Origin of the sequence: Bradyrhizobium sp. SPXBL-02, from assembly GCF_051853065.1 — a bacterium.
Classification (GTDB): domain Bacteria; phylum Pseudomonadota; class Alphaproteobacteria; order Rhizobiales; family Xanthobacteraceae; genus Bradyrhizobium.
Map to the genome: position 1 here is coordinate 2,173,125 of NZ_CP182474.1, position 17,661 is coordinate 2,190,785.

Below are 17,661 nucleotides of genomic sequence, written 5' to 3' on the forward strand. Positions count from 1 at the left end.
AAGAAGCCGTGATGCGGAAATTGGACGATAACCGGCGCGCCCGCGCGGAATTTGAGCGTTGACATGTTATTGATTGCATCAAATCAGTGCCAAGAGCGCACTAGTCTGCAGCATTGCGCTCCGGCCTTGGCAGGTCGGATAGAGTGTCTGGAGGCGGCACAGGGGGAGAAGGATATGGTTCGCCATTTCTATCGGCTCCGAATGCGTACATTCGCAGCTGCATTGCGGCAGCACAGCAGGCGCGAAATGCTGCAAAAAGTCCGGTTTCAATACAGTCTCATGCAGCTTGGGAATGAATTGAAGTCCTCCAAACCCTCAATCGCGGCCGGACTTTCATTAGAGCTTGAGCGGGACGCGATCAAAGTCGTTCCTCACAGCCTCGCTCCCCAAGATCCCGCGGAGTCCGACGGCATTGCCGTCTACCGGGAAGCGGATCAACGTCCTGACCTTCACCAACTCTCCAGCCCTGCGCTGGAGCGGCCATTCGCCTGGTCGGCAACGCCCACAGGCGCGTGAAGCGCTAGTCTGCACGCGATCGCCTCCTTACATAGTTGCGTGCGTTCGCCGCCCGCGCCAGGGGCGCCTGGCTGACTAACGCCTTCGCAGAGGTTGCAGCACGATCGTGGGCTCCAACGTAGGGCCACAGCTTAGGTCGAAAAATTGTGCGATTGACGTGAGCGATCTGCTTTCGTCGGATCGCGAAAAAAAGGCCGTGCGAAAATTCCGCACGGCCAAGTCAGGGAGGAAACGCCCCAAAGGGCGGCTGAAGAGAGCATCAAGTGAGTGCCCACCACTCACTGGAGCTCCAAGCTTGCGCCTACGGTCAAGTCGCGCAAGCCGGATGTCGAAATATCCGATTCTTGTGCTGATTGAGTCCGAATTTAGCGCATCCGCCGCATGTTTTATGCGAATTGGACGGTTTAGATGCAGCTATTCCGTGAGACGCTCAATTCAAAATGATCACGTCATGCCACGCTCTGTGTTCGTCAAACTGACGCAACAGCAGTTAGGTCGTGCACCGGCACGGGGCGCGCGCGTTTTGCGCACGAGTTCAGGATTTCGAAATCAGTCTAAATTAGGCAGTGCCCGTTGTTGATTGAACGAAGCAGGTTGACCCAGTTCGATCAACGTGCGCGCTACCTGCTGACCTGCGATTGTCAGCACTGCTCAAACAGATCAGGTCACTTCGAGGGACAAAAAGTGAGCAAGAAATCCTCCGGCACTCGCGAACGTTCGTCCGTCCCATGGGGCTTTCGAATCGGATTGCGCGAGCAGATGGCAGTGCTCGGGATTTCTGGTGTGCTGGTCACGGGCGTAATCTGCGCCGCAGCTCTGCACTACGCGAGCATTGTTCAAGGAGAGGCGAGCGCGAGCAATGAATTGAAAGCCCGTGTCGTTTCATTGTCACAAACCTTTCTGGAGTCTGGCCAAATCGCGACCGAGTTCCTCCGCAAGCCCACTGAAATGTCAGTCAAGAAGCATGCGGATCTGCTTGAGCGCCAGCTCGAAGATTTAGGTCGAGTCGAAAAACTGATCGGGGAGTTGCCCGAGGATGATCCGCTGCGGCAGGCAGCCTCCCTGCGGCCGGTAATTAATCTCTATGCGACCCGCTTTGGAAACGTCGTTTCAGCACAACGCAACCTAGGCTTCAATGAGAATGACGGATTTCAGGGCAAGTTGCGCATAGCCGTGCACGCCATCGAGGGGCGATTGAGCCAGGTGAAGCAGCCGCGCCTGACGATCTTGATGCTGATGATGCGCCGCCATGAGAAGGACTTTATCTTACGGGGCGAAGAAAAATACGGCGATCAGCTTTCCGCCAGGGAGATGGAGTTCGAAACCGAACTTGCTCAGGCAAACCTGCCTACGGAGGAGAAATCCCAGCTTCTCGAGCTGATGCGGGCGTACAAGGAGAATTTTGTATCATTCATGGTGACACAGCAGACGCTGAGCGATCAGGTGGATGATCTTCGACAGATTTACAGCCGCATTCGCCCGGCAATCGCAAAGGTCATGTCCGCGGCAGACGCGCATGCGTACGCTATGGAGATCCGAGCCGGAGAGATTCGGCAGAGGCTGGTTTGGCTCATTGGACTTGCAACGCTGCTTGCGGGCCTGTTCAGCATGCTCTTTGGGCAGCGCATTGCCAAAACCGTCGCCTCGATGACCGCGGCCATGCGCCAGCTAGGTGAGGGTCGGTTCGATGTAGTTTTGCCGGGCCTTGGTCGAAAGGATGAGCTCGGCGATATGGCCGAAGCGGTAGAAATGTTCAAGCTGAGAGCTCGTGAAAAACTGCAGGCGGAGCTTGATGCCAAGGTCGAACGGGACCAGGCTGCTGCTGACCTGCGTAAGGCCGATATTGCTCGGCTTGCGGGCGAATTCGAAGCAGCCGTAGGGCGGGTGATCGAAGCCGTTTCGTCCGCGTCGACGGAGCTGGAAGCGTCCGCCCGGAGCCTTACCTCTTCTGCGGTTGAGAGCCGCGAACTCGCGATGGAGGTTGCCTCATCATCCGACGACGCGTCCGCGAACGTTCAACGCGTAGCGACCTCGACAAGCGAGATGGCTATAACTATTGCTGATCTAGGGCGGCAGGTCGAGGAAGCAGCTGAAATGGCGCGCGAAGCGGTCCGTAGGACCGAACTCGGCGATCAGCGTATGGTTGGTTTGGCGTCCGCGGCGGAGCAGATCGGCAGCGTCGTTCAACTTATCGCAGCGATCGCGCGGCAGACCAGTTTGCTCGCGTTGAATGCGACTATCGAGGCTGCTCGCGCGGGCGATCTCGGCCGGGGCTTTGCAGTTGTCGCCGATGAAGTCAAATCCCTCGCGATGCAAACCGCTCAAGCGACCGTCGAGATTGGCAAGCAAATCAACGATATTCAGGCTGCGACAACTGAAGCCGTCGGCGCGAATACCGAAGCCGGCGTTATCGTCGCTCGCATTTCCGACATCGCTATGATTGTTGTCCAAGCCATCGGTGAGCAAAAAGAGACCAGCAAGAATGTCGCGTTCAACTTGCAGGAAGCTGCGAGCAAGACCACTCAGGTCGCGGCGAGCGCCGGTGAAGTCACGCATCGGGCGAAGGCAACAGGAGGGGCTTCGATGCAAGTGTTGAGGTCTGCCGAACTGCTGTCTGAGGAAAGCTCTCGACTAAAGCACGAACTTGGAGGTTTCCTTAGGAGAGTCCAAGCGGCATAATTGGGCTAATCGCAAGCTCGCATCTTGCGCGGTGACGTAAGCGCGTTTCGGCTGGATCAACCGAAACGGCGCTGCGCGGCCACTCGGGCTAGCGAACTAAGTCCTCGCGCGAGCGCGATCTTCCCGGTACGCTTTAGTAGTTCAGCGAATCCCTGTAGCCCTACGATCAGCTGCGGGCTTCTAACATTATTTGGCGATCAAGATTTACAAAGGGGTCGAGAGAAAATCGTCATGGAGGCGAGAACGCTCTCGGGGAGGCGAATTGGCTCGCCCTGAAATGGAAGTCTGCACATCGTGAATCTTAGAAAGCGGATTTTGCGGTTACGCTGAAGATGAGTTCGTCTTCGACTGGCTCGGCCGGTTATTCTCTGAGACTATTCGTTCGTCATAGTGCTCTCCTGAGAAAGGGCTGATGAGCTGGAACGAGATCGTTGACGAATCCGTGTAGGCGGTAGGCGCGAGCAAAACTATGTTCGTGCTGTCACGAGTATCAAATCGGGTTGAACGTCCGGATGAATGAGAAGGCGTCGCGTTCACTTTCAAGCGTTTCGCTGTCCTTACAGCGGTCAGCGACATCAACGCCTATCGGCTCCAAATGTTGTGAACAGGGCGTCATCTGAGCGTCAATATGGGGCATATCTGCACAAACACGTATGCGGCGGCACCTTTGGTCTAGGCCGGTGGTGCGGGACGTGTTCTGGTTGATGAAGGGGCTTGTGCCATGGTGAGCACGCGTGAAGTTTCTGTCGATGACGCCACAACCGTGACCCAGATGGTTGGGGCTCTCCTTACAGAACTCGACGCTAGCGACGTGCAGGCCGAACTGGATGTTCGGCTGGTGGCCGGCCTGCTTGCCATGAAAGAGCGCATTCATGGATTTCTCGGTTTTGTCGAGGAGCGCGCTGTGGGCATTATCATGGTGGCGGAAAGTATCTCGCTTTTTGCGCGCGGCTCCTACGGAATCACCACCGAACTCTACGTCGTACCGGATCACCGCTCGTCTGGGGTAGCGATGAGCCTCATCGAGGCGGCCGTGGCCCTCGGTACGGCAAAGGGGTGGGGGCAACTTGAAGTCGGGGCTCCCAAGCAACCGGTGTAGAGTCGCAGCCTGAATTCAGCGTTATATTTGAAGGCCGGCTTTGCTGAAATCGGTCCGCGCCTTAAATTGCCCCTCCACGACGTAACTAGTACACGACCTCCGGCGAAACCTCCGACCGCTTTGCGATCAGGGAGCAGGGGGGACATGTGCTGCGCCGCCGCACTCGCATGGCGGACCTGCCGTCTGCGGTCGGTCAATAAGAAGGGACAGAGCCCCTCTCGAAGTGGCAGCAGGGTCTTGGCAGCGAAGTCGAGACACCCGATTAGATTATGAGAATTGCGGAGCAATAGCCTTCAGGAGGATGGAGGAGCACGGTGCTCGGACTTTCTAACCTTCAGGGCACGCCTTTTCATGGTCGCGGTCAGTTTCTTTGTTTTGGATCTTTCCGGTAGTTTAGGATGTGGCCGCTCAGACGATCCAATTGTCTCTCTCTCTTGATTCCTTTTCATCCGTCCCTCTCTAACAAGGGGCTTACGCCCGAGTGAATCATCAAAACATCAGGAGACGAGACCACACAAAGAATACGCCGCGCATTCAAAAGATTGTTGGATTACACCTCCGGATTCTTGTTGGTCTGCCAGCAAGCTTTCTGCAGCTGGTGCCTGATCGCGGTAAGTCTGTTACCCAGCTTGCCCACCTAGCAGGAAACGCTCCATCGGTTCGGTTTTGGGGACCTTGCTGTTCAGGAGAGATCAGGCTGTTGGGTCGACCGACTGCGAGCTGCGGAGTACCGGGGCTGAGGGCAGTATCCTATCGCTCCGCTCCCGGTAGTCGCCGCTTCGATGCACATGCGACGCAACTTCGCACGATCGCAGAGGTGGAATTCGCTGAAAATCTCCACTCGAGCGAGGAATTTTGGCGTTTAGGGCCGCCGCGTGCGCGATGGCCGTCTCGCTAGGGCTACAAGACTACAATTTGAGATTGACGCATCGGAATTGGCCCAGCAGGGAGTAGGCACAGAACGGAAAGGGTAGGCGGAAGCACAGGAGGAGGGGAGCTGAGGCAGACGATCGATCGAAGCAAGCGGTATTGGTGTTTCGGTTACTCGATCAATTCAACTAGAAATCGCGCTGTGCTATCATCGCCCTTCAATTGGAGGGATTCTCCGATGTTGGATGCCACTACCACAGCACTTCTGCGGGAGATCCTCGAAACGGTCTGTGTAAACGTGCCTGGGAGTGATGGTGGCGTGCGGGCACATGTCGCCTCGAAGCTTCTGGAAGCCGCCAGCAAAGGTGAGAGGACGCGCGAGCGTCTCGAGCAGATTGGGCTCGATGCGCTCCGACACGCGCCGAGCATGTGGCGGTAAGTGACTAGAATGATGCCGTACGTCAGGTGAACATTCGGAAATCTCAGAGTTGACCGTCTCGGAGAAAGAAGGCGCTCCACGCAATCTTAGGTCAGACCGCTTACAAGTGCTCATTCCCTGAAAACTCAGCGTTGTGGGCAGATTTAGAAGCAATCGTCCACCCAGCCGACCAGGATCCGTGCACTCGGTACAGTTGGTAATTCTGTCGATAATGCGAGCGATATGGCGTCAGAAAATCGACCTTGTGAGAGACCAGAGTCTCAGCTCCCACGTCCTGTCATCTTGCTCCGTTCCGGCGATCACCGCGGCGATGAGGCCGGGCTCCCGCAAGAGGTCGGTTTCGAACGAGTCGCAACTGCCATAAACGGCGGCCATTTCGGAAAGTTGAGCTTAACAGGAGGTTAGAGGCCAAACGCTTCGACGCAGGGCTTAAGTGCTGCTGCGCCAGTTCTGCATTCATGGAATGACCTGGCTGACCCGGCGAGGGCGGGCCGGGTGCTCACGTCGAAAGCTGCGGTACAGATCGAAAGTATTGTGTGAGGGTCGCTATGTTTCCTCGGGTTGGAAGTTCAGCAATAAGTTTTGCGGCTCCAAACGCCGTTGAGCTATGGTGCATTGACCGGTGGCATGGGCGCAGTCGGTCGCGGCACGAAGTCAGTATGGAGCTGACCGCGTGCGGACACCATGATCGCAAAGGCCACAAGAAGAATGAAAAAGCCGCGCATTTGACGACATCAATCCGAAAGCCATGGAGCAACTATGAAACGTCTCGCTCCGATGCTTCACAAGGACCGCGAAGCGTTAACTACGAACCCGCGGCTCGTGAGGCGCGAACACCTTCGGTTCGCAAAAGCCGGTAATGGTTATGCTGGTTGTCCTGCCGCAAAACAGCAAACTCGCCCTGAGAACGACGAAAACATGCATTCCCAATCGAGAAGGGAAGGAATTTTGCATCAGAGTTGAACAAAAGTGCTGATCGGCGGGAAAGCAGCGGCGGTTTGTATTGGCTTCTTGGCGCAATCGAGGACGGCTCCATGCGCGATCACGACCTTGTTTCGGGTAGTCTCTTGGCCCTGACCGCTGTCGGTATCGCGCTTCTGTGCTCTAGCTTGCTCGCATTTGCCTTAATTTAAGGCGCCGTAGCTGTAGTCAGGGAGGGAGGGAATAAGCGGATCCTGGATACTCGTGGTGCACACAGCACTACCTCCAAGAAGTGGCCTGGACTGCTTCGGTACGACGAGAGCGCCATCGCCAGTTCGATTTGAGCTAGGGGCGGCACCTCGTGGCGGCAGATCTTCTGGAGCCGTGCGGCAAGAAAGTGCCGACTCGATGAGCAGGAAGACGGCGAGTGGTCGGCCATTTTCGCCGCTAATCGTCATGGACGCAATGCTAGGTTGTTCCGCCGCGACTGGTTGGGGAGCAACATGGTCAACGCATTTCGCAATACGGTCATTGCTGTCACTTTTATCGCAAGCGCCAGCGTCAGCATTTTGTGGGATTTTAACGGCTACATCGCCTGTGGCCTTGCGCTTGTAGTCTCATTCGCGGCCGGCTATTGCATCGAGCGCGCCTTCATCAATCGGTCCCATCGCGAGATGATTCATCTCTACGGCGCGGACTGGCATTCGGCAGAGGACCGACACGACGGTACATGATCGCCATCCAAGCTTGTCCGATGAACGACCGTTGAGGCACGTCGCACGGTTCACGCCGATCGGCCTCTATACCGGTACGCGTGCGGGCGCCATAAGCCACTGCTTCTCCGCTTAGGGCCAAAGAATCATTCGTTGGGCTAGAAGGCGAATTTTCAACCGCCCGCAAAGTCGAGGAAAAGTACGGCAGCGCCAGGCCCTATCGGACCGGCCGCCTGTCTCCGGAAGCGAGCGCCATTGCATGCCGGTCGTCGAGGTTGACGTTGAGACCAGCAAGGTCAAGTTTCTCGACTATGTCGCCGTGCATGATTGCGGCCCCACGGTATCCCGATGACACTCGCAGGCCATGTCCGCGGCGGTACGGCGCAGGGAATCGGTTCAGCAATCTATGAGGAGTACAAGTACGGCGACGATGGCCAGCTACTGAACGCAAACTTCGCCGGCTACATCCTGCCTAGTATCAACGAAGTGCCTCCAAATGTCCGGGTTGGTCACGTGGGAGCGCCATCGCCCTTTACCGAATACGGGATCAAAGGCAGCGGCGAGGGTGGCAGAATGGGCGCTCCGCCCGCCATAGGCAGTGCATTCGAGGGCGCGTTGAAGCTCTTCAGCCAAGGCGGACTTCTTGCCGTTGACGCCGGCGAAGCTGCGCGGCCTAATTCGTGAGGCGACGATGAGCCAGTAGCGCTTCGAACGTTGCCGAGCAAGTCCGAACCGCACAGGCGCGCAAGTAGATCGCGCACACGGACGGCTTTTAGCGGGGCATCAAAGCTCCGCCGGGCTAGTTACGCTGCCCGTCGATAGGAGCAACGTCGCTCGCAGATTGCCCGCAGTCAAAGACGCACAAAAGCAGACGGCAACTCGACCTGAGTCTTCGCGTCCATCTACGCTGGTTGTAGCAACGAGGGCGTGACCTTGCCCTGCCGGCTTAATCCGTTTGAAGCAGGCCCAAGGCAAGGACCCAGAGCATGAAGCATAGCCGCTTTTCGGAGGGCAGATCATCGGAATCTTAAAGGAGCATGTGGCCAGCGTTTTGGTCGCCCATCTGTGCCGGAGGCATGGCCTCAGCGGCGCCAGCATAGACGTTGGCCACCGCAGCCATGGCCCCACGACGGAACGCGATGAGCGCGACGTCGGTGAAGTTGCATCGTTCTTCTCCTGACTTAGCATTTGCAGCAAGAGGTAGCTGATGCTACATGATGATGTAGAAGCAATATCGCAACAACTGCTGGAGGGCCTGGTTCAATGCAATTCTTGACAATCTCGCGCCGTTGCGCAGGTCCAGCTGTGCCGGTAAGGAGGCCTGGGACCGGCAGTCTTGGCTGCGTCATGATCGTCATGCTCTGTTTGGCCGCCGCCATGGACCCAATATACGCGCAGAGCCCGTCCGAAGGCGCGGCAATCGGAAGCGCCGTCCTGCCTCGCGACCTCAGTCCCTGGGGCATGTTCCTGCAAGCCGACGTTATCGTAAAGGCCGTGATGATTGGGCTGGCTTTTGCCACCTTTGTGACTTGTACGGTATGGCTGTCCAAGACGATTGAGATTTTCGGTGCTCGGAGGAGCGTGAGGCGCTCGCTGCACGAGCTCGCGAAGGCCAGAAGCATCGAAGATGCGGTGCGAACGATGCCCCCGGGGCCCATAGCGCGGTTGCTGGACGGCGCTGTCGCGGAGCTGGGCCTAAGCACCGATCGCATGGACAGCGAGGGCATCAAGGCTCGCATCACGTCCCGATTGCAGCAAATCGAGGCCGGCGCCAGCCGGCGCATCGCATTCGGCACCGGCGTGCTGGCAACAATCGGTGCGACCGGGCCCTTCGTTGGCCTGTTCGGCACGGTCTGGGGCATCATGAACAGTTTTGTGGGCATATCGAAGTCCCAGACCACCAATCTGGCAGTGGTCGCGCCCGGCATCGCCGAGGCGTTGCTGGCGACCGCGCTCGGGCTCGTCGCGGCCATTCCGGCGGTGGTGATCTACAACCTGTTCGCCCGTCAGATCGCTGCCTACCGGGCACTACTCGGTGACGGCGTTGCGGAGATCGTGCGGCTCGCAGGCCGCGATCTCGACGGCGGCGCGATTGTCGTGCGACGACCGCAGCTCGCGGCCGCGGAGTGATCCCGTGGCGGTTAATCTCAGCCAGTCCGGCACCGAGCTCGCCGAGATCAACGATATCAACGTGACGCCGTTCATCGACGTCATCCTCGTATTGCTCATCATCTTCATGGTGGCGGCGCCGCTCGCCACCGTCGATGTCGCCGTGGACCTGCCGGCTTCGAACGCGCAGCCGCATGCGCGTCCCGATAAGCCGGTGTATCTTACGGTAAGGCCCGATCTTTCGCTCTCGGTCGGCGAGGCGACAGTGAGCCGCGCGGTGCTTGCCGACGCGCTCGATGCCGCGACCCAGGGCCGGAAGGACAGCCGGATATTTTTGCGCGCCGACAAGGCCGTTCCCTATGGCGAGGTGATGCAGGTCATGAATGGCTTGCGGAGTGCCGGTTACCTCAAGGTGGCGCTGGTTGGCCTGGAGCAGTCGGCTGCGCCATGACAGTTCTTGCGGCCGAAGATGCCTCGGATCTGAGGCGCTGGACTTTCTCGGGGCTCGTCGTGGTCACGCTGTACGGCGGTCTCACGGCATCGCTGGTCGCATGGGGCGAGCCGGACTATCTCGAGCCGGACGAATCCTCTGGCGCGGTCGTTGTGGATCTTGCGCCCGTGTCGGCCGCGCCCTTGACGACGCCCACAGATGTTGCGCCAGGTCCCGAGCAGACGCCTGCCGAGGCCCGGCCAGAGGCGAAGTCCGACACGCCGGTACCGGAGGACACGCCGGAGCTGCCGCCGGCCCATAAACCCGAGGCTGTCGTCGATGCGCCGACCAAGGCGCAGCCCGAAGCCGTGCCCGAGCAGCAGGCCGCCGACGCCACGACGGCACCGGCTGCGGTTGCAGACCGCGTCGGGCCGGTGGCCACGGCACTGACGCAGGGGCGGCCGGAGCGCAAGGCCGAGCAGGCGATTGCCACCTGGCGTTCGCAGATCCTCGCCTTGATCGAGCGCAACAAGCGCTATCCGGAAGCCGCACGTTCCCGCCATGAGCAGGGGACCACGCAGGTCCGGTTCATGCTGGACCGCAAGGGACTGGTCAGCGATGCGCAGGTCACGCAAAGCTCCGGCTCCAGTGCGCTCGACGGCGAAGCCATCGCCTTGCTCCAGCGGGCGCAGCCGTTTCCTGCGCCGCCTCACACGTTTGCGGGCCAATCGGTCGCCGTGAGACTGCCAATCCGCTTCACGGTCAAATAGCGGCCGGTTCAGTCTAACAGAGCCGTCAATTCCTCGCGAACAGGCGATCGGCGGCACCGAAGCGGTAGTTGACGCCGAGGCGCACGGCATCGGTCCTGACCCGCGCGTCGGTATCGACCAACGTCACCGCACCCTCAGGCAAGGTCGGCGTGGCACGGAGCGCTCCGAGATCGGAATGCTGGTAGTCGATCGTTGCGGTCCAGTTGCCTGTCAGCCTCATCTCGATGCCCGCGCCGACGGCCCAGCCGAGGCGGAACCTATCCACGCTGTAAGGTGTCCTGAAGCCAATGCCGGCGGCCGTCGTACCCGACACTAAGCCGGAGGCTGTGACGGTGCCAAAGGGAACGCCGGCTGAGACATAGGCGAGGGTTTCCGGGGTGACCGCAACGCCGATGCGACCCCGCACGGTTGCGAGCCAGTCGAACCGGTAGGAAAGTTCGGCCGACATCGGCGCCTCAAGCGGGGCCAGCGCCGGATTGCAGACCGCGCCCGGGCACGTGCTGGCGGAACGGCCGTGCTGGTTTGCGTAAGTGAAATCACCCTCGATGCCTGCTACCAGACGGCCCGCAGTCCAGTCGTGGCCGGCCAGGACGCCGACACTCGCATGATCGAGTCTTGCGACCGGCGTGTTGCCGAACAGCGGCGTCTCCGTCGCGGTTTCGATGAAGCCGGCATGGGTCTTTGCCGTGCCCCAGGCGTAGCCGGCATGACCGCCGGCATAGAACCCGCTCCAGCTCCATGCGGCCGCAGGAATGGCCTTCGTGAAGAACATTGCGTTCTGCCCGCGCGCCGCGCCGATCGGCGCATCGGCCGGCGCGTCAGCGCCGTACTTCATGTTGAGGAACAGCTTGAAGGTTCTGCCGGGCAGCAGGATCTCGTCCTTGTGGAATTGCACGGAGTTACGGATGTTCGCGTTCAGCAGATTGTCGCCGACCAGGCCGGTTGCGATTTCGACCGGCCCCCAGGCCGACATCCGCCATTGCTGCCGGTGCTCGATCTGAACCTTGAGCAGGTCGTAGCCGTCAGTGGGCGTGTCGAACTCTGCAAAGTGGTTCTGCCTGAACGCATGCAGGTAGTGGAGCCGGCCGTACCAATTGTCGTTGCGCCAGTAAACGCCAGCGCCAGCCCGGATCGGCGGGACGCGCGGCACGTTGGTGCCGTCGGTGAAGGTCGCGCGCACGACGTCGAACTGTCCCTCCACCCCGAAGATGCCGTTCGCGAGGGGCGCCACGTCCCATTGCCAGGTCAACTCGCCGCCGCGGAAGAGTGCATCGCCCTGCGAATAGGCGACCTGGATGTAGTCGCCGCTGCTGGCGGGCGCGCAACTCGAAAAATCCGCATCGCAGAAATTGCCCGTCGCCCGGCCGTAGATGAAGTTGCTGTAACGGGTGTAGTAAAGATGGGCATCGAACCGGACATCGCCACGCGTGCGCTTCAGGCCGACTTCCACGGTGTTGGCGGTCTCGAGCGTCAGATCGGGATTGCCGATTTTGAAGGTCTTCTCGGAATCGTCGGGCCCGCTGGCAAACAATTCGAGCGGGCGCGGGGCGCGCTGGATCCGCTGCAGCGTGAGGCTCGCCTGAATGTAGGAGGGGAGATCCTTGATCGTCGCGAAGCTGATGCTTGTCGGCAGGAAACTCGATCGGGATGGTGTGCTGCCCGGCTCGTTCGGCGGGGGCAGGTAGTTTGACGGGAATGCGAATGCCGTACCGGTTACCTCGACATGTTCGAGGCGGCCGGCGAGCTGCGCCCGCAGAGTCTGGGTGAGCTTCAGTTCCTCCAAGAAATAGGTGGCGGCCGTCGTGGTTTGCGCCGGCCGCAGGATCGCCTGGCCGACAGTATCGAGACGCTGGTAGGTTCCGTGGGTGCCGACGATGCCGGTCAGAGCGCCGAACGGCGTCGCGAGCGGCTGCGTCTCGAACTCGAGCTTGCCCTCCGTCTGGCGGTTTTTGAACGTTGCGCCGATGCTCTGGAAATCGCCGAGGGCCGCGCTGCTGTTGACAACCTCGTCGTGCCGGTAGTCCGAAAAGCCAAGCCAATAGCGCACGGCTGCGAGGGCTGCTGCGTCGGGGCGGTATTCGCCCTTGCTCGCGATCTTGGTTTGCTCGAGCTGGTTGTGCTGCTTTGCCTCGGAGGTGGCGATGCCGGGGATGTGGTAGTCGCTTGTGAATCGCGAGACCGACAGGCCGGCATAGCCGCCATCAAACAGATAGGAGCCGCCGATCGATGCGCCCTCACTATGTGCCGCGGAGTTAGGTTGGCGTCCGTTGAATGTCGGCGCGGGATCGGGAGGAGCCAGATAGGGGTAGCTGGGGATACGATAGTCCTTCGCTCCGCGGCCATAGACATCGGCATGCACGGCGGCATTGCCGCTTCCGGCGTCGAGCAGCAGGCCGCTTTCCCAGCCGCTGTCGACCGAGGTGATAGCCGATCGCAGCTCGGCGGCCATGCCTCCAATCGGCGCGGCGGTCGGGATGCGATTGTTGGTCACGTCGACGACGCCGCCGACCGCCTGCGACCCAAGGCGCAGCGCGGCCGGCCCGCGAAGCACCTGCGCGCGCTGCAGAGCCAGCGGATCGATCGGCACCGCGTGATCCTGGGCGATGTCAGAGACGTCGACGGCGCCGACGCCGTTTTCCTGGATGCGAACCCTGGCATCGGACAGTCCGCGCAGGACCGGGCGCGAGGATTGGGTCGAGATACCGGCCGACGTGGCGCCGGGCGCGCTGAAGAATAGATTGCCGAAGCCCTGGGTGGGGCTCGACTGGATTTGACCACTCGTGATGGTGGAAGGCACGACGGGCGGGTTGCCAGAATCCGGCGTCGTGGATCCGGCCGCCGGCGCTGGCGGTGCCTCGGTTACGCGCCGGTCGGCGGTCTCTCGGCGATTGGCACGGCGTACCAGCCTCTTCTGCCGGCCCTCGACCGTCACCAGCGGAATTTCCACATCGGCCGGCGAGCCGGATGACGCAGGCGAGGCGGCGGTGCTTGATGATTGGGAAGCAGGCGGAGCCGCCGCCTCGGATGGGGAGGATGTCGCGGGAGCGGCGGGCGCCTGCTGGCCTGGTCTCGCTTGCTCGGCCGGTGGAGCGGACGTCGCCCCGGGTGAGGTTTGCTGGGCGTGAGCGAATTCGCTCAGACACATCATGACAATCGACGTCGTGCTCAGAAGAGCCGAGCGAGTTAAGTGAACGTGCATTTTCTATCCCAGCGGCAGCACCGCGGGCAAAGCGGTACTTAGTAGGTACACCAAAATGTAGATAAAGCTACAAATGCGCAGCAAAAACTACAATGTCAAGCCTGTTGCAATTGCGAGGCTGTTGCAACAAGCGCGAAAGCAGCTGCGTGAGCTTGCAATGTCGCTAGCGAGGGTTCATGGTCGGAGCTCTGAGATTCCGGATCTTTTCACATGCGTTCGAAGCCTTCCGCGGCCGCGCCATCGCGTCATGCGCTTCCCACCGAGCAGGCGCAGGCGCGGCGTTTTGGTAAGGCTCGTTCGGCGCGTTCGACTGCGATCCTCGAGGACTATGTCGAACTGATTGCCGACCTGATTGATTCGACCGGCGAGGCCCGCGCCACCGATATTGCGCGGCGGCTCGGGGTGTCTCATCCGACGGCGATCAACACAATCACGCGGCTGAAGCGGGAAGGCCTCGTGGTGGCTCGTCCTTACCGCGGTATTTTCCTGACCGAGAAGGGTGAAGCGCTCGCCAAGCGGGTGCGCGCGCGTCACCGTCTGGTCCTGGAAATGCTGCTCGCGCTTGGCGTGCCTCGGGAGACTGCGGAGGCGGACGCCGAAGGCATCGAGCATCATGTTTCGGAAGCGACCCTGAAGGCATTCTCGGAGTTTCTCAAAGGGCCGAGGGTGAGGAAGGTTAGCTGACGCTCCATGACCCGCATCGACCAACAGGCTTGCGGCTCTGCCGATGTTGAGACGTGGGGCTGCGCGTCGGAGGAGCCGACCGCTGCGGCGCCGTGCCCGCGTAGTGCTTTGATGCGTGGCCTGCAACAAAGCTAGCGCGTTGGCCACACTTGCTGCGGTTTACCGATTGATTGGCAGCTAAAAATTTAGGGACTGTTGCTAAGAACCTTTAGGGACGAGAACGACCAAATGCCCATGTACGTCATGATCGTGCCATGGAATGGGTAACTCGAGAATGATTGCTCATTTTTTCAATGCGCTCTGCAGCATTGTTCATGCCAAAACGATCAATCGTTGATGCCTGCAGTAGTCCTGATCGGACGCGTAGTATGTCTGCAAGGCGTTTAGTTCGGAAACAGCTTGAACAGCGCGCCAGTATGCCTACAGCCAATCAATCGCAGCCAGGGTTGAGACCCGTCTTGATTTGATGTCCTGCATTACGAGCTGCCCATTGCATAGGTTAGCTAGCATCAATGCACAGCTTGATCCTAAGCCTCAGCAACTCAGCGTACTCCATTTTCAATATCGAAATTCTCTTCGGTTATCCCGGGCACGGCACCAAGCGGCTGGGCCAAGGCATCGATATACTCCGGCGCCTAAAGGCCGGGCGCGGATACGGGACGAATGCATAGCGTTAGGGCTAACGTGCTCATTGCGGCGGCATTCAAAGTCGCGATAGACGTCGAGTGGTGGGTTGAAGATCCTCACGTTTCGCCAGCCTCATGATCCGACCAATTTCGATGGATTCATATGCCCTGCATCGATTTCTTTCGCGACGTCGAGAGCGACTACGCGAGCATGAGTGTACGCACTGTACGCAGCATGAGAAGCACCTCGATCGTGAGTTTGGGCGCAAGCGGTTCGGCGATGCAGGCTACGCGATGGAAGAACTGGTCGCTGAACTCGGCGTCGGTTTGCTTTCGGCCGATCTTGGCCTGACGCCTGAGGTGAGGGAGGATCATGCCTTCTATAGCACCTCGTGGATCAAAGTCCTGAAGAACGACAAGCGCGCGATCTTCACGGAATCCTCGCACGCGCAACGCGCGGCGGATTTCCTACAGGCGTTCCAGGTAAAAAATTCCGCCGTGGCTTAGGCTGCGGTGGCGGTAAGCTCTTTGACGGACAGTGAATGCTAGCTCAATATCGATGACCGCTTTGGCCGTGCAGAGCCGAAAGCCCCTGCTTACGGCCGCGCATGGTCCGACTTTCACAATCGCCCAAGGAGGTTCGTGACGGAGGGGCGATGGTTTGTAGGCTGGGTTTGCGGCGGGGGGGCGAGCGCAAGGCCGATTATCCCAAGGCCTCTCCAGCCGACGAGAGCAGCAATCACGTCTAGCAGCCATGAGCGATCATTAGGCCGCCGATGAGAGCGAGGAATAATGCCGGTCCATTCATAATAACCACTCGAACGAAATGAGCAAAGCGAACGATGCTGCTCAATGGATGTCTCAAATAGCGCTCAAACGTTCTGACCAGCGGTATGCCGCCCGCCATCAAGATCGATCTGTTTGGAATTGGTTGATAACGTTTGGCAAAGGATGCACTTGCATTGATTGGCTTGCGGTAAGTACGCGATTGTGGCGTTTCAAGAGTGTCACGCCCGGATCTTTCTTGCATCGAGGTTCTGGCAAGTCACAGGGACCTCCCCAGCTATTCGAGCGGACAGGTGCAGGGCGTGCCGTTGTTTGCGAAGAACACCGTCACGTATCCAGTTCTCGGCACCGTCCGTCCGAAAGAGGGAGGATCGCATGCGCGTCCTGGCCACGGGCCGGTTGTGCACCCGTCTATGCTGAGGTGCTAACGTGCCGGTGAAACACGACACCTCGGCGCCTATTGCGCCGGGGTGCCCCTTTTCTCATTTGTTCAACGAGGATCAGATGACTACGGTCGAGGATGCTTCTCCAAATGCTGCTAATGCGCCGCATGGCATCAAGCGCTTGCTTCCCGAATGGTCGAAGCTCCGTTCTGCCCTCTACGAAACCATCGCCGTCGGCTCCGTTACCTTGGTGGCGGGCGCCGTCCTTTCCGCTGTGCTCGAAGAACCTGTCAAGACGCGCCTCATCCCCCTGATCCTAGAACATACGAGCCAGTATGAGCGGGTCGAGATTTACAAGCAGGCCGCTGATGGAAAGCCCGTTGTGGCGAGTTGCTACAAGCTCTTGGTCGCCCCCTGGTCGAACTCCGTCCTCGGCCGCATGGTCGAAATCACCGACCCGAAACTCTGTGCTTCGGTACCCGATCCGGAGGACGATCCCGCCCCTGTCCAGTTCAGGACGGATGGCGCGTGGAATGGCAATGTGATGAGTGTCGCGTTTAGCCACTTCAACGGCGAGTTCGGCGGTGGCTCATTCAGTGCCGACGCAATGAATACGCCCGGCACCTACATTGGGGCGATGCAGGCCCAGGCTCATGACGGTAGCCAGCGGTGTGTGCTCACGCATTTCTGGGTGGTCGTCGGCAAGCCGGAGCGCCAGTCCTCATTCCAGAAGATGCTGGAAGAACGGATCAAGGACCCGGATGGGCAGATCGCCTCGCTTGCAAAGCCCCTCACCGGCGGCCAGTGCAAGGCAGACCAGAGAACCGCCAACGCATCCGACGGCACCAAGGCGAACTAAGTATCCCTGAGCAGGAAGAAAGGGCCCCGGCGATCACCAGGGCCCTTTGCCGATCCGGGTGATTCCGTTTCCGGCGGGTTCGCAGGCAAGCGAATACCGAGAAGCACTATAGCCGGAGGCTGAGGTCTTCTGAGTCGATTGGCCCTCGCTCTCAGTAATGTTCTTGATGATCTCTTCGAGTGACTGAACCAACTCACCCATTTGTCCTTGCCGACGTGAACCGAAACAATCTTTGGCTTTTAGTATCTGCCAAGGCTTTCGTTCCGGCTTGTCTGGCTCCTGAAATCGCTTATAGGCCTCGTAGGCGAGGATAACTGCCGTCCGCAACGGCATCTGCTCGAGTTTGCCGCCGAAGAGCAATCTCGTCGGCACTTTCTTTGGATTCGCGTCCTTGGCGATGAACTCGAACGAGGATTTGGCTTCCTTCTCGTAAAGTTGTTTTCGTGCACGAATTTGAGGGGCTCTTTCTCGCCGAGTTTGAGCAATTCGACAACTGACTGCACCAGCCAATGAAAGCAGGTCGTATAAGATTGCCGAGTGCCTTCAGCAATTCTTCCTTGGCCTTTGTCGCGTTGCGA

Annotated in this window: 15 protein-coding genes and 1 pseudogene; 13 read left to right on the forward strand and 3 right to left on the reverse strand. The window is 59.5% G+C overall.

The genetic code is table 11. The features are described 5' to 3' along the window. Positions 1–174: 174 nt before the first annotated feature. The 10 genes and pseudogenes from ACNJYD_RS09980 (at position 175) to ACNJYD_RS10025 (ending at position 10,546) form a co-directional block, all read left to right on the forward strand. Positions 175–516: a hypothetical protein gene (locus tag ACNJYD_RS09980; RefSeq protein WP_439366181.1), complete on the forward strand. Its 342-nt coding sequence runs from the start codon at positions 175–177 to the stop codon at positions 514–516. Between the two features lie 594 nt (positions 517–1,110). Beyond that, positions 1,111–3,195, forward strand: a complete 2,085-nt coding sequence (locus ACNJYD_RS09985) for a methyl-accepting chemotaxis protein (RefSeq protein ID WP_439366182.1) — start codon at positions 1,111–1,113, stop codon at positions 3,193–3,195. Between the two features lie 721 nt (positions 3,196–3,916). Further along, positions 3,917–4,294: a hypothetical protein gene (locus tag ACNJYD_RS09990; protein ID WP_439366183.1), complete on the forward strand. Its 378-nt coding sequence runs from the start codon at positions 3,917–3,919 to the stop codon at positions 4,292–4,294. 2,733 nt (positions 4,295–7,027) lie between these two features. Beyond that, on the forward strand, positions 7,028–7,258 hold the full coding sequence (locus tag ACNJYD_RS09995) for a hypothetical protein (protein WP_439366184.1): 231 nt from the start codon (positions 7,028–7,030) through the stop codon (positions 7,256–7,258). A gap of 238 nt (positions 7,259–7,496) precedes the next feature. Continuing rightward, the gene (locus ACNJYD_RS10000; RefSeq protein WP_439366185.1) at positions 7,497–7,589 is read left to right on the forward strand and encodes a molybdopterin cofactor-binding domain-containing protein; all 93 of its coding nucleotides are present in this window, start codon (positions 7,497–7,499) and stop codon (positions 7,587–7,589) included. Then, positions 7,586–7,921: a molybdopterin cofactor-binding domain-containing protein gene (locus ACNJYD_RS10005; RefSeq protein ID WP_439366186.1), complete on the forward strand. Its 336-nt coding sequence runs from the start codon at positions 7,586–7,588 to the stop codon at positions 7,919–7,921. The genes ACNJYD_RS10000 and ACNJYD_RS10005 overlap by 4 nt, the downstream gene beginning before the upstream one ends. A 302-nt stretch (positions 7,922–8,223) precedes the next feature. Continuing rightward, a pseudogene (locus ACNJYD_RS10010) lies at positions 8,224–8,336 on the forward strand (transposase); the annotation flags it as partial. 278 nt (positions 8,337–8,614) lie between these two features. Then, positions 8,615–9,367 carry a tonB-system energizer ExbB gene (gene exbB, locus ACNJYD_RS10015; protein ID WP_439367449.1) on the forward strand — a complete coding sequence of 251 codons (753 nt, stop codon included), beginning with the start codon at positions 8,615–8,617 and terminating at the stop codon, positions 9,365–9,367. 4 nt (positions 9,368–9,371) lie between these two features. Beyond that, positions 9,372–9,797, forward strand: coding sequence for a TonB system transport protein ExbD (exbD, locus tag ACNJYD_RS10020; protein WP_439366187.1), 426 nt, complete (start codon positions 9,372–9,374; stop codon positions 9,795–9,797). Next, positions 9,794–10,546, forward strand: coding sequence for a TonB family protein (locus ACNJYD_RS10025; RefSeq protein ID WP_439366188.1), 753 nt, complete (start codon positions 9,794–9,796; stop codon positions 10,544–10,546). Before exbD ends, ACNJYD_RS10025 begins: the two co-directional genes overlap by 4 nt. Positions 10,547–10,571: 25 nt before the next feature. On the opposite strand, the gene ACNJYD_RS10030 is transcribed toward ACNJYD_RS10025, so the two are convergent. Further along, the gene (locus ACNJYD_RS10030; protein ID WP_439366189.1) at positions 10,572–13,478 is read right to left on the reverse strand and encodes a TonB-dependent receptor domain-containing protein; all 2,907 of its coding nucleotides are present in this window, start codon (positions 13,476–13,478) and stop codon (positions 10,572–10,574) included. Between the two features lie 477 nt (positions 13,479–13,955). On the opposite strand from ACNJYD_RS10030, the gene mntR reads away from it, so the two are divergent. Further along, entirely contained in the window at positions 13,956–14,429 is a 474-nt protein-coding gene (gene mntR, locus ACNJYD_RS10035) for a manganese-binding transcriptional regulator MntR (RefSeq protein WP_439366190.1), read from the forward strand. Positions 14,430–15,208: 779 nt separating this feature from the next. After that, positions 15,209–15,562, forward strand: coding sequence for a zincin-like metallopeptidase domain-containing protein (locus ACNJYD_RS10040; RefSeq protein WP_439366191.1), 354 nt, complete (start codon positions 15,209–15,211; stop codon positions 15,560–15,562). 238 nt (positions 15,563–15,800) lie between these two features. Here ACNJYD_RS10040 and ACNJYD_RS10045 read toward each other — a convergent pair whose 3' ends face one another. Further along, positions 15,801–16,085, reverse strand: a complete 285-nt coding sequence (locus tag ACNJYD_RS10045; protein WP_439366192.1) for a hypothetical protein — start codon at positions 16,083–16,085, stop codon at positions 15,801–15,803. Positions 16,086–16,345: 260 nt separating this feature from the next. Between ACNJYD_RS10045 and ACNJYD_RS10050 the strand changes: the two genes are divergently transcribed. Further along, positions 16,346–17,083, forward strand: coding sequence for a hypothetical protein (locus ACNJYD_RS10050; protein WP_439366193.1), 738 nt, complete (start codon positions 16,346–16,348; stop codon positions 17,081–17,083). A gap of 33 nt (positions 17,084–17,116) precedes the next feature. On the opposite strand, the gene ACNJYD_RS10055 is transcribed toward ACNJYD_RS10050, so the two are convergent. After that, positions 17,117–17,593, reverse strand: coding sequence for a hypothetical protein (locus ACNJYD_RS10055; RefSeq protein ID WP_439366194.1), 477 nt, complete (start codon positions 17,591–17,593; stop codon positions 17,117–17,119). Between the last annotated feature and the right edge of the window lie 68 nt (positions 17,594–17,661).

Coding starts and splice junctions, on each gene's coding strand:
- ACNJYD_RS09980 (WP_439366181.1), top strand. CDS start 175: ATGGTTCGCCATTTCTATCGGCTCCGAATGCGTACATTCGCAGCTGCA.
- ACNJYD_RS09990 (WP_439366183.1), top strand. CDS start 3,917: ATGGTGAGCACGCGTGAAGTTTCTGTCGATGACGCCACAACCGTGACC.
- ACNJYD_RS09995 (WP_439366184.1), top strand. CDS start 7,028: ATGGTCAACGCATTTCGCAATACGGTCATTGCTGTCACTTTTATCGCA.
- ACNJYD_RS10000 (WP_439366185.1), top strand. CDS start 7,497: ATGCCGGTCGTCGAGGTTGACGTTGAGACCAGCAAGGTCAAGTTTCTC.
- ACNJYD_RS10005 (WP_439366186.1), top strand. CDS start 7,586: ATGACACTCGCAGGCCATGTCCGCGGCGGTACGGCGCAGGGAATCGGT.
- exbB (WP_439367449.1), top strand. CDS start 8,615: ATGGACCCAATATACGCGCAGAGCCCGTCCGAAGGCGCGGCAATCGGA.
- ACNJYD_RS10025 (WP_439366188.1), top strand. CDS start 9,794: ATGACAGTTCTTGCGGCCGAAGATGCCTCGGATCTGAGGCGCTGGACT.
- mntR (WP_439366190.1), top strand. CDS start 13,956: ATGCGTTCGAAGCCTTCCGCGGCCGCGCCATCGCGTCATGCGCTTCCC.
- ACNJYD_RS10040 (WP_439366191.1), top strand. CDS start 15,209: ATGGATTCATATGCCCTGCATCGATTTCTTTCGCGACGTCGAGAGCGA.
- ACNJYD_RS10045 (WP_439366192.1), bottom strand. CDS start 16,085: ATGCAAGAAAGATCCGGGCGTGACACTCTTGAAACGCCACAATCGCGT.
- ACNJYD_RS10050 (WP_439366193.1), top strand. CDS start 16,346: ATGACTACGGTCGAGGATGCTTCTCCAAATGCTGCTAATGCGCCGCAT.